At 59.4% G+C, this 11,599-nt stretch carries 7 protein-coding genes; 5 read left to right on the top strand and 2 right to left on the bottom strand.

Annotated elements, in window-relative coordinates:
• Positions 1–33: 33 nt before the first annotated feature.
• Together ACW9E7_RS02255 and araC are read right to left on the bottom strand one after the other, a co-directional pair.
• Positions 34–801, bottom strand: a complete 768-nt coding sequence (locus ACW9E7_RS02255; protein ID WP_458727192.1) for a DedA family protein — start codon at positions 799–801, stop codon at positions 34–36.
• Between the two features lie 128 nt (positions 802–929).
• Positions 930–1,775, bottom strand: coding sequence for an arabinose operon transcriptional regulator AraC (gene araC, locus ACW9E7_RS02250; RefSeq protein WP_023293301.1), 846 nt, complete (start codon positions 1,773–1,775; stop codon positions 930–932).
• Positions 1,776–2,112: 337 nt separating this feature from the next.
• Between araC and araB the strand changes: the two genes are divergently transcribed.
• From araB to rapA, 5 genes are all read left to right on the top strand, one after another.
• Entirely contained in the window at positions 2,113–3,822 is a 1,710-nt protein-coding gene (gene araB, locus ACW9E7_RS02245; RefSeq protein ID WP_458727191.1) for a ribulokinase, read from the top strand.
• 10 nt (positions 3,823–3,832) lie between these two features.
• Positions 3,833–5,335, top strand: coding sequence for an L-arabinose isomerase (gene araA / locus ACW9E7_RS02240; RefSeq protein WP_032649842.1), 1,503 nt, complete (start codon positions 3,833–3,835; stop codon positions 5,333–5,335).
• A gap of 89 nt (positions 5,336–5,424) precedes the next feature.
• The gene (gene araD, locus ACW9E7_RS02235; RefSeq protein ID WP_133293763.1) at positions 5,425–6,120 is read left to right on the top strand and encodes an L-ribulose-5-phosphate 4-epimerase; all 696 of its coding nucleotides are present in this window, start codon (positions 5,425–5,427) and stop codon (positions 6,118–6,120) included.
• Positions 6,121–6,194: 74 nt separating this feature from the next.
• Positions 6,195–8,552, top strand: a complete 2,358-nt coding sequence (gene polB, locus ACW9E7_RS02230; protein ID WP_127729586.1) for a DNA polymerase II — start codon at positions 6,195–6,197, stop codon at positions 8,550–8,552.
• Positions 8,553–8,680: 128 nt separating this feature from the next.
• A complete protein-coding gene (gene rapA / locus ACW9E7_RS02225) occupies positions 8,681–11,587 on the top strand; it encodes an RNA polymerase-associated protein RapA (protein WP_458727190.1) in 2,907 nt (968 codons plus the stop codon).
• Positions 11,588–11,599 lie beyond the last annotated feature (12 nt).

The raw sequence follows: 11,599 nt of genomic DNA, 5'->3' as shown, positions 1-11,599 counted from the left end.
TGGCCCTCTCCCACTGGGAGAGGGCAATAGTCCTTAACGACTGACCACTTTTAATAAAATCTCACCGTACACCGGCATCAGCGGGTGACGAATCAGCGCGACAAGGGCTACCGCAGCTACACCCAGCGTCAGCGGGGCCAGCCACAAAAGACGAGAGCGCGGAAGATAGCGCGTCAGGCGATCGACGCTCGCTTTCGCGCTGCGCCACAGCCGCCAGCAGAGCCAGACCGCCAGCCACAGCAGCACCGCCGTGCCCAGCAGCAGCCACTTGAACTCACCGCTTTGCATACCGTCAGGAATATCGATGGCCGCGCCCGCCAGGATCCCCGGCAGGAAATAGAACGGCGGCCAAAAGACGCAGCCGATGATGTTCGGCACCACAAACTTCGCGACGGGGAGATCCAGCATCCCGGCCACCATCGGCACCAGCGGACGCGTTGGCCCAACAAAGCGGCCCACGAGGATGGTAAACATGCTGTGCTGGTGCAGCGCATGCTCGGTTTTATCCAGCAACGCTTTGTTCTTTTTCATGAACGACCAGCGGTGCAGCGGCTTCTTAAAGCGCCAGCCCAGCCAGAAGGAGATCCAGTCCCCCAGCAGACAGCCGATAATCCCGGCCAGCCATGCCTGCCAGAAATTGACCTCACCGCTGCCGATCAGCGCCCCAAGCCCCGCCATCATCACGGTGCCGGGCAGAATTAACCCGACAAGGGCCAGCGATTCCAGAAACGCCACCAGCGCCACGGCGATGAGCGAGTACATAACGGACTGGGTAATAAAGTGTTCCAGCAATGCCTGCATAACTATTCCGGTCAGAAAACGAATCAGCGATTCTGCTTAGCGCCCCGCACCGCGTCAAGGCAACAATTGTCTGAATAGTTTACAGGTTGCTTCCCGCATTCACCTGTTTGTTTATCTTTTTTTACCGTTTATTCACATCCCGCGCGGAATTCACTGGGGCTGGCACCGGTGCATTTTTTAAATACGCGGGAGAAATAGAGCTGATCCTCAAAGCCCACGTTGCGCCCCACGGTGGCGATGGGCATCCGGGTGGTGCTGAGCAGCAGCTTCGCCTGGCTGATGCGCTGATCCTCGCGCCAGCTCAACACGCTGACGCCAAGCTGCTGGCGGAACAGGTGCGACAGCCGCGACGGCGACAGGCAGACGTGCTGGGCGACGCTGGCAATATCAAACTGGCTATCGGCCAGGTGGTCGCTGATGTACTGGCAGGCGTCGCGCACGCGGTTATCCAGCGGTGGGTTAAGCGACGCGTTAATCGCCTCCATCCGCCGCAGCAGCAGCTGTTCAAGGAGGTTTATCGCCAGCAGTTCGGCATAGCGTCCACCAGCCTGCCCCGCCTCGATAATCTGCGCAAAAAGCTCGCGAAACTGCGCCAGATGCACCTCATCCGGGCGATAAAACCCGGTGTGTGCAAAAATAGCCGGCCAGGAAAGCCACTCCTGCCAGTAGGCGCGCGGACGGAAGTAGACCCACTGGTGATACCACTCTTTGGCATCCGGATGACGGCCATAGTGGTGGATCTCCCCCGGCGGGAACAGCAGGATATCCCCCGGGCGGCAGACGAACTGCTGGTCACCGTTCTTGATGATCCCTTCCCCCCGCACGGTCAGGTTGAGGATATACCCTTTCATTCCGAGCGGTCGGTCGACGTAAAAGTCGAGATATCCCTCAGCCTCGATAGGGGTCAGCCCCGCCACAAGGTGCGCGTTAAACGAGTATCCCGGCAGCAGGGGATCGTTCTGCGTTTCGGCCATAGATTCAGTTCTCCCAAGGGTCCTGAAGGAAACCAATTGTCCATATCACTAAATGCAGGTTAAAAATGGCCCGCGAAAAGATCCAAAAAGCATCACGCCGCTTTTACGTCCGCCATGTTTCAGCCTTTCCCCCTGATTTCTCCGCCAGAGCAGACAGATAACCAGTAACAAAAGTGTCTATAAGTGCGGCAGAAATGTCCACATTGAATATTTGCACGGCGTCACACTTTCCGTCGTAACAGCAATTTAGTCCATAAGATTAGCGGATCCTGCCTGACGACTTTTGTCCCCAGTCTCTAATGTTCTTCCATACCTGTTTTTTCGATGGAGCAACACCATGGCAATTGCGATTGGCCTCGATTTTGGCAGCGATTCAGTTCGCGCGCTGGCAGTGGACTGTACGTCCGGCCAGGAGATAGCAACCAGCGTTGAGTGGTATCCGCGCTGGCAAGAGGGGCGCTACTGCGATGCGCCAAACAACCAGTTCCGTCACCACCCGCGGGACTACATCGAGTCGATGGAAGCGGCGCTCAAAACCGTTCTGGCGGACCTGACCGACGCCCAGCGGGCCGATGTTGTGGGGATTGGCGTCGACAGCACCGGCTCTACGCCTGCCCCTGTCGATGCCGAAGGCCGCGTGCTGGCGCTGCGCCCGGAGTTTGCCGACAACCCGAACGCCATGTTCGTGCTGTGGAAAGACCATACCGCCGTGGAAGAGGCCGAAGCCATCACCCGCTTATGCCATCAGCCGGGCAAAACGGACTACTCACGTTATATCGGCGGGATTTACTCCAGCGAGTGGTTCTGGGCCAAGATCCTGCACGTCACCCGCGCGGACGCGTCTGTCGCACAGGCAGCGGCGTCATGGATTGAGCTATGCGACTGGGTGCCTGCCCTGCTCTCCGGCACCACGCGCCCGCAGGATATCCGCCGCGGCCGCTGCAGCGCCGGGCATAAATCCCTGTGGCATGAAAGCTGGGGCGGCCTGCCTCCGGCCGCGTTCTTTGATGAGCTCGACCCGATCGTCAACAAGAGCCTGTCATACCCGCTGTTTACCGACACCTTCACCGCCGATATTCCCGTCGGCACCCTCTGCGAAGAGTGGGCGACGCGCCTCGGCCTGCCGCGAAACGTGGCGATCTCCGGCGGCGCCTTTGACTGCCATATGGGCGCCGTGGGCGCGGGCGCACAGCCAAACACGCTGGTCAAAGTCATCGGGACTTCCACCTGCGACATCCTGACGGCGGATAAAGCCACCGTCGGCGACCGCGCGGTAAAAGGCATCTGCGGGCAGGTTGACGGCAGCGTGGTGCCGGACTTCATCGGCCTGGAAGCCGGTCAGTCCGCGTTTGGTGATATCTACGCCTGGTTTGGCCGCGTGCTGGGCTGGCCGCTAGACCAGCTGGCGGCGGCGCATCCTGAACTGAAAACACAGATAGCCGAGAGCAAAAAGCAGCTCCTGCCGCAGCTCACCGAAGCCTGGGCAAAAAATCCGTCTCTCGATCACCTCCCGGTGGTGCTGGACTGGTTTAACGGCCGTCGTACGCCGTTCGCCAACCAGCGTCTGAAAGGGGTGATCGCGGATCTCAACCTGGCAACCGACGCGCCTGCGCTGTTCGGCGGCCTGATTGCCGCAACGGCCTTCGGCGCCCGCGCGATTATGGAGTGCTTCACCGGGCAGGGCATCGACGTGAATAACGTGATGGCGCTGGGCGGTATTGCCCGTAAAAACCCGGTGATCATGCAGGCCTGCTGCGACGTGCTGAACCGTCCGCTGCAGATTGTGGCCTCCGATCAGTGCTGCGCGCTGGGCGCGGCGATTTTCGCCGCCGTGGCCGCAGGGGTCCATGCGGATATCCCGACCGCGCAGCAGCATATGGCGAGCGCTGTCGAAAATACGCTCCAGCCGCGTGCCCAGCAGGCACAACGCTTTGAACAGCTTTATCAGCGCTACCAGCAATGGGCAAAAAGCGCCGAACTTCACTATCTCCCTGTCGCCGCCCCGACCAAAAGCGCCGCGGACACTACGGCAACCCTGACCCATTAAGGACACGATGATGACCATTTTTAATAACTATGAAGTGTGGTTTGTGATTGGCAGCCAGCATCTGTACGGACCGGAAGCGCTGCAGCAGGTGACAAAACACGCGGAGCACGTCGTTAACGCGCTGAATGCGGAAGCCAAGCTGCCGTGCAAACTGGTGCTGAAACCCCTGGGCACAACGCCGGACGAAATCACTCACATCTGCCGCGACGCCAACTACGACGATAAATGCGCCGGTCTGGTGGTGTGGCTGCACACCTTCTCCCCCGCAAAAATGTGGATCAACGGCCTGTCTATCCTGAACAAACCGCTGCTGCAGTTCCACACCCAGTTCAACGCCTCCCTGCCGTGGGACAGCATCGACATGGACTTTATGAACCTGAACCAGACCGCGCACGGCGGCCGCGAGTTCGGCTTCATCGGCGCGCGTATGCGTCAGCAGCATGCGGTCGTGACTGGCCACTGGCAGGATGGCAAAGCGCAACAACGTATCGGCTCCTGGATGCGCCAGGCAGTCTCTAAGCAGGATACCCGCCACCTGAAAGTGGTGCGTTTCGGCGACAACATGCGTGAAGTAGCGGTCACCGACGGCGACAAAGTGGCCGCGCAGATCAAGTTCGGCTTCTCCGTGAATACCTGGGCCGTGGGCGACCTGGTGCAGGTGGTGAATGAAATCAGCGATGGCGACGTGAGCGCGCTGGTGGACGAATACGAAAGCAGCTACCGCCTGACGCCTGCGGCACAAATCAACGGCGACAAGCGCCAGAACGTGCTGGACGCGGCGCGCATCGAGCTGGGCATGAAGCGCTTCCTGGAACAGGGCGGTTTCCACGCCTTTACCACCACCTTTGAAGATCTCCACGGTCTGAAACAACTGCCGGGTCTGGCAGTACAACGCCTGATGCAGCAGGGCTACGGCTTTGCGGGCGAAGGCGACTGGAAAACTGCCGCTCTGCTTCGCATCATGAAGGTGATGTCGACCGGTCTGCAGGGCGGCACCTCCTTTATGGAGGACTACACCTACCACTTCGAAAACGGCAACGATCTGGTGCTCGGCTCACACATGCTGGAAGTCTGCCCTTCCATCGCGGTAGAGGAAAAACCGATCCTGGACGTGCAGTACCTCGGTATTGGCGGTAAAGCCGATCCGGCGCGTCTGATCTTCAACACCCGCACGGGCCCGGCCATCAACGCCAGCCTGATCGATCTCGGCGATCGTTTCCGCCTGCTGGTGAACTGCGTCGATGCGGTTGAAACGCCACACTCCCTGCCGAAACTGCCGGTCGCCAACGCCCTGTGGAAAGCACAGCCAGATCTGCCGACCGCGTCAGAAGCCTGGATCCTGGCCGGCGGCGCGCACCATACCGTCTTCAGCCACGCGCTGGATCTGAACGACATGCGTCAGTTCGCCGAGCTGCATGATATCGAGCTGACCGTCATTGATAACGATACCCGCCTGCCCGCCTTCAAGGACGCGCTGCGCTGGAACGAAGTCTATTACGGTTCAAAACGCTAAAGCACGGAATGCCCGGTGGCGCCGCGTTTACCGGGCCTACGATCCTGTAGGCCGGATAAGCGAAGCGCCATCCGGCACTGGAGACAACAATGTTAGAAGAGCTCAAACGCCAGGTGCTCGAAGCCAACCTGGCGCTGCCGAAACATAATCTGGTGACCCTGACCTGGGGCAACGTCAGCGCCGTTGACCGCGAAAAAGGCGTGTTCGTGATCAAGCCTTCCGGCGTCGATTACTCGGTAATGACCGCAGACGATATGGTCGTTGTCAGCATCGAAACAGGTGAAGTGGTGGAAGGAAACAAAAAACCGTCCTCCGATACGCCGACCCACCGCCTGCTGTACCGCTCATTCCCGACCATCGGCGGTATCGTGCATACCCATTCACGCCATGCCACCATCTGGGCGCAGGCGGGCCAGTCCATCCCGGCGACCGGCACCACCCACGCGGATTACTTTTACGGCACTATTCCCTGCACGCGTCTGATGACCGATGCAGAAATCAACGGCGAGTATGAGTGGGAAACCGGCAACGTGATCGTTGAAACCTTCGAAAAACGGGGAATCGACGCGGCGCAAATGCCCGGCGTGCTGGTGCACTCCCACGGCCCGTTTGCCTGGGGGAAAAACGCAGAAGACGCGGTGCATAACGCCATCGTACTCGAAGAGATCGCCTATATGGGGATCTTCTGTCGCCAGCTGGCGCCGCAGCTGCCGGATATGCAGCAAACCCTGCTGGATAAGCATTACCTGCGCAAACACGGCGCGAAGGCCTACTACGGGCAGTAAACTGTATATAAACCCAGCATTAAAATCTTAACCAGGCTATAATCAGGCCTGGTTTTGTTTTCTGGGATAACGGCGTGGCGCAGGTGCAAGAAGGCTTTTTACTGACCCGACACTGGCGGGATACCCCTCAGGGCACCGAGGTCGCGTTCTGGCTGGCGACGGACAACGGTCCGCTGCACGTGACGCTCCCCCCGCAGGAATCCGTGGCTTTTATTCCGGAAGCTCACGTCGAAAAAGTGAAAGAGCTGCTGCGCGGCGAAAACGGCTGGCGCATCACTCCGCTTGAGCTGAAAGATTTCCACCGTCAGCCGGTTTACGGCCTCTACTGTCGCGCCCATCGTCAGCTGATGCGCTATGAAAAACTGCTGCGCGAAGCAGACGTGACGCTCTACGAAGCGGATATCCGCCCACCGGAACGCTTTCTGATGGAGCGGTTTATTACCGCGCCCGTCTGGGTGGACGGCACCGCGCATAACGGCAGCCTCGTTAATGCGCGGCTGAAGCCGAACCCGCACTACCGCCCGCCGCTGAAGTGGGTATCACTGGATATCGAAACCACCCGCCACGGCGAACTGTACTGCATCGGTCTGGAAGGCTGCGGCGATCGGGTTGTCTATATGCTCGGGCCGCCGAATGGTAATGCCTCCGCGCTGGATTTCCGGCTTGAGTACGTCAGCAGCCGCCCGCAGCTGCTGGAAAAGCTTAACCAGTGGTTTGCCGACTACGATCCCGACGTCCTGATCGGCTGGAACGTGGTGCAGTTCGATCTGCGCGTGCTGCAAAAGCACGCCGAGCGTTACCGCATTCCGCTGATGCTCGGTCGCGGCAACAGCGAGCTGGAATGGCGCGAGCACGGTTTTAAGAACGGCGTCTTCTTCGCACAGGCGAACGGTCGCCTGATTATCGACGGCATTGAGGCGCTGAAATCCGCCTTCTGGAACTTCTCTTCATTCTCCCTCGAAGCGGTGGCGCAGGAGCTGCTTGGTGAAGGTAAATCCATCGACAACCCCTGGGACAGAATGGACGAGATCGACCGGCGCTTTAACGAAGACAAACCGGCGCTCGCCACCTATAACCTGAAAGACTGCGAGCTGGTCACGCAGATATTCCATAAAACCGAGATTATGCCGTTCCTGCTGGAGCGCGCGACGGTGAACGGCCTGGCAGCTGACAGACACGGCGGCTCCGTGGCGGCTTTCAGCCACCTCTATTTTCCGCGGATGCACCGGGCAGGATACGTCGCCCCCAACCTTGGGGACGTGCCGCCGCAGGCCAGCCCCGGCGGATATGTCATGGACTCCCGGCCAGGATTGTATGACTCCGTTCTGGTGCTGGACTACAAAAGCCTCTACCCGTCGATAATTCGCACCTTCCTGATCGACCCCGTCGGGCTGGTGGAAGGCCTGGCCCAGCCGGATGATGAACACAGCACCGAAGGCTTCCTCGGCGCACGCTTCTCGCGGGAAAAACACTGTCTGCCTGAGATAGTGGGAAACATCTGGCACGGCCGAGATGAGGCCAAGCGCCACGGCAACAAGCCGCTATCGCAGGCGCTGAAAATCATCATGAACGCCTTTTACGGCGTGCTGGGCACCAGCGCCTGCCGCTTCTTTGACCCGCGGCTGGCGTCGTCGATCACCATGCGCGGACACGAGATCATGCGCCAGACTAAAGCGCTGATTGAGTCCCGGGGCTATGACGTCATCTACGGCGACACGGACTCCACCTTTGTATGGCTTAAGGGCACTCATTCAGAAGAAGACGCCGCGCAAATCGGCAAAGCGCTGGTTGCCTTCGTGAACAACTGGTGGCAGGAACATCTGCAGAAAGCGCGCTTAACCAGCGCGCTGGAGCTGGAATTTGAAACCCATTTTGCCCGCTTTTTAATGCCCACCATTCGCGGTACCGATCAGGGCAGCAAGAAGCGCTACGCCGGGCTGATTCAGGAAGGCGACGCGCAGCGGATGGTCTTCAAAGGGCTGGAGACGGTACGTACCGACTGGACGCCGCTGGCGCAGCAGTTCCAGCAGACGCTTTATCTGCGGGTGTTCCGCAATGAGCCGTATCAGGACTACGTGCGCGAGACGATAGCCAGCCTGATGGCGGGCGAACTTGACGCGCAGCTGGTGTACCGCAAGCGTCTGCGCCGTCCGCTGGCGGAGTACCAGCGTAACGTTCCTCCGCACGTCCGCGCCGCGCGCCTGGCGGATGAAGAAAACGTCCGCCGCGGCCGCGCGCCGCAGTATCAGAACCGGGGGACCATCAAATACGTCTGGACGATTAACGGCCCGGAACCTGTGGATTATCAGCACTCGCCTCTGGATTATGAACACTATCTGACGCGTCAGCTTCAGCCGGTTGCCGACGGAATTTTGCCCTTCATCGACGATGATTTTGCTACACTGGTTACAGGGCAACTTGGCCTATTTTGACGCGTGACGAAATGGCTGCCATCCAGTACCATAGCGCCCTTTCCATTCCCGGACCCATTTTTCGATGACCGTTTTTTCTGACGGTAGTCGAACTATTGCCTGCAATTAAAGATTAGAGCCGAACAACTATGCCTTTTACACTTGGTCAACGCTGGATCAGCGATACAGAAAGCGAACTTGGATTAGGAACCGTCGTAGCAATCGATACGCGTATGGTTACCCTCCTCTTCCCTGCCACCGGTGAAAACCGTCTGTACGCTCGCAATGACTCCCCTGTAACCCGCGTGATGTTTAATCCGGGTGACACCGTGACCAGCCATGACGGCTGGCAGCTCAAGATTGAAGACGTAAAAGAAGAGAATGGACTGCTCGCCTACATCGGGACTCGCCTGGACACCGACGAGTCAAATGTCATCCTGCGTGAAGTGTTGCTCGACAGCAAGCTGGTGTTCAGCAAGCCGCAGGACCGCCTGTTTGCCGGGCAAATCGACCGTATGGATCGCTTCTCCCTGCGCTATCGCGCGCGTAAGTTCCAGAGTGAACAGTACCGCATGCCGTGGAGCGGTCTGCGCGGCCAGCGCACCAGCCTGATCCCCCACCAGCTGAACATCGCCCATGACGTGGGCCGTCGTCACGCGCCGCGCGTGCTGCTGGCAGATGAGGTGGGGCTGGGTAAAACCATTGAAGCGGGCATGATACTGCATCAACAGCTGCTTTCCGGCGCTGCCGAACGCGTGCTGATTGTGGTGCCAGAAACCCTGCAGCACCAGTGGCTGGTTGAAATGCTGCGCCGCTTTAACCTGCGTTTCTCCCTGTTCGACGACGAACGCTATGCCGAGGCGCAGCATGATGCGGACAACCCGTTTGAAACCGAACAGCTGGTGATCTGTTCCCTGGACTTCGTGCGCCGCAGCAAGCAGCGTCTTGAGCACCTGTGCGATGCCGAGTGGGATCTGATGGTGGTCGACGAAGCGCACCACCTGGTCTGGAGCGAAGACGCGCCGAGCCGCGAATATATGGCTATCGAGCAGCTTGCCGAGCGCGTGCCTGGCGTCCTGCTGCTGACCGCAACGCCGGAACAGCTGGGTCTGGAAAGCCACTTCGCCCGTCTGCGCCTGCTCGATCCAAACCGTTTCCACGACTTCGGGCAATTTGTGGAAGAACAGAATAATTACCGTCCGGTGGCGGATGCCGTCGCGCTGCTGCTGGCGGGCAAGCGTCTTTCTGATGACGAACTCAACACCCTGAGCGATCTGATTGGCGAGCAGGATATCGAGCCGCTTTTGCAGGCCGCTAACAGCGACAGCGAGAACGCGGAATCCGCGCGCAAAGAACTGATCGACATGCTGATGGATCGCCACGGCACCAGCCGCGTCCTGTTCCGTAACACCCGTAACGGCGTCAAAGGCTTCCCGAAACGCGAGCTGCACACCATCAAGCTGCCGCTGCCGACGCAATATCAGACGGCGATTAAAGTCTCCGGCATTATGGGCGCGCGCAAAACGCAGGAAGAGCGCGCTCGCGACATGCTCTACCCGGAACAAATCTACCAGGAATTTGAAGGCGATACCGGCACCTGGTGGAACTTCGATCCGCGCGTAGAGTGGCTGATGGGCTACCTGACCGCGCACCGTTCCCAGAAGGTGCTGGTGATCTGCGCCAAGGCGGCCACCGCGCTGCAGCTGGAGCAGGTCCTGCGCGAGCGCGAAGGCATTCGCGCCGCCGTGTTCCACGAAGGCATGTCCATCGTTGAACGCGACCGCGCCTCGGCGTGGTTTGCCGAAGAGGACAGCGGCGCTCAGGTTATGCTTTGCTCTGAAATCGGTTCTGAAGGCCGTAACTTCCAGTTCGCCAGCAACCTGGTGATGTTCGATCTGCCGTTTAACCCCGATCTGCTGGAGCAGCGTATCGGCCGTCTGGACCGTATCGGTCAGGCCCATGATATTCAGATCCACGTGCCGTATCTGGAAAAAACGGCCCAGTCCGTGCTGGTGCGCTGGTTCCACGAAGGTCTGGACGCGTTTGAACATACCTGCCCGACGGGCCGCACCATTTACGATCAGGTGCATGGCGATCTGATCGGCTACCTGGCCGCGCCGGAAAACACCGACGGCTTTGACGATCTGATTAAGTCCTGTCGTGAGAAGCACGACGCGCTAAAAGCGCAGCTGGAACAGGGCCGCGACCGCCTGCTTGAGATCCACTCCAACGGCGGTGAAAAAGCGCAGGCGCTTGCCGAAAGCATTGAAGAACAAGATGATGACACCAGTCTGATCAGCTTCTCCATGAACCTGTTCGACATCGTCGGCATTAACCAGGACGACCGCGGCGAGAACCTGATTGTCCTGACCCCGTCCGATCACATGCTGGTTCCGGATTTCCCGGGCCTGCCGGAAGATGGCTGTACCATCACCTTCGAGCGCGATGTGGCGCTGTCCCGCGAAGATGCCCAGTTTATCACCTGGGAACACCCGCTGATCCGCAACGGTCTGGACCTGATCCTCTCCGGCGATACCGGCAGCAGCACCATCTCCCTGTTGAAGAACAAGGCGCTGCCGGTGGGTACCCTGCTGCTGGAGCTGATCTACGTTGTGGAAGCGCAGGCGCCGAAACAGCTGCAGCTCAACCGCTTCCTGCCGCCAACGCCTGTCCGCCTGCTGCTGGACAAAAACGGTACGAACCTGGCGGGACAGGTTGAATTCGAGAGCTTCAACCGACAGCTGAGCGCGGTGAACCGCCATACCGGCAGCAAGCTGGTTAACGCGGTCCAGCAGGACGTGCACGCTATTCTGCAACAGGGCGAAACCCAGATTGAGAAAGCGGCCAGAGCGCTGATTGATGCCGCGCGCGCGGAAGCCGACGAGAAACTTTCTGCTGAGCTGTCGCGTCTGGAAGCGTTGAAGGCCGTGAACCCTAACATCCGTGACGACGAACTGGCAGCGATTGAAAGCAACCGTCAGCAGGTGCTGGAAAGCCTCAATCAGGCTAGCTGGCGCCTGGATGCCCTGCGTCTTATCGTTGTGACGCATCAGTAACCGGAGCGCAAG

This window comes from Enterobacter sp. H2G27 (assembly GCF_054403075.1).
The sequence above is the reverse complement of the archived record's forward strand: the minus strand, read 5'-3'. Positions and strand labels throughout refer to the sequence as shown.

Bases quoted from the DNA above. Each gene is read 5' to 3' on its own strand.
- ACW9E7_RS02255 (WP_458727192.1), bottom strand. From the start codon at position 801: ATGCAGGCATTGCTGGAACACTTTATTACCCAGTCCGTTATGTACTCG.
- araA (WP_032649842.1), top strand. From the start codon at position 3,833: ATGACCATTTTTAATAACTATGAAGTGTGGTTTGTGATTGGCAGCCAG.
- rapA (WP_458727190.1), top strand. From the start codon at position 8,681: ATGCCTTTTACACTTGGTCAACGCTGGATCAGCGATACAGAAAGCGAA.
- araB (WP_458727191.1), top strand. From the start codon at position 2,113: ATGGCAATTGCGATTGGCCTCGATTTTGGCAGCGATTCAGTTCGCGCG.
- araD (WP_133293763.1), top strand. From the start codon at position 5,425: ATGTTAGAAGAGCTCAAACGCCAGGTGCTCGAAGCCAACCTGGCGCTG.
- araC (WP_023293301.1), bottom strand. From the start codon at position 1,775: ATGGCCGAAACGCAGAACGATCCCCTGCTGCCGGGATACTCGTTTAAC.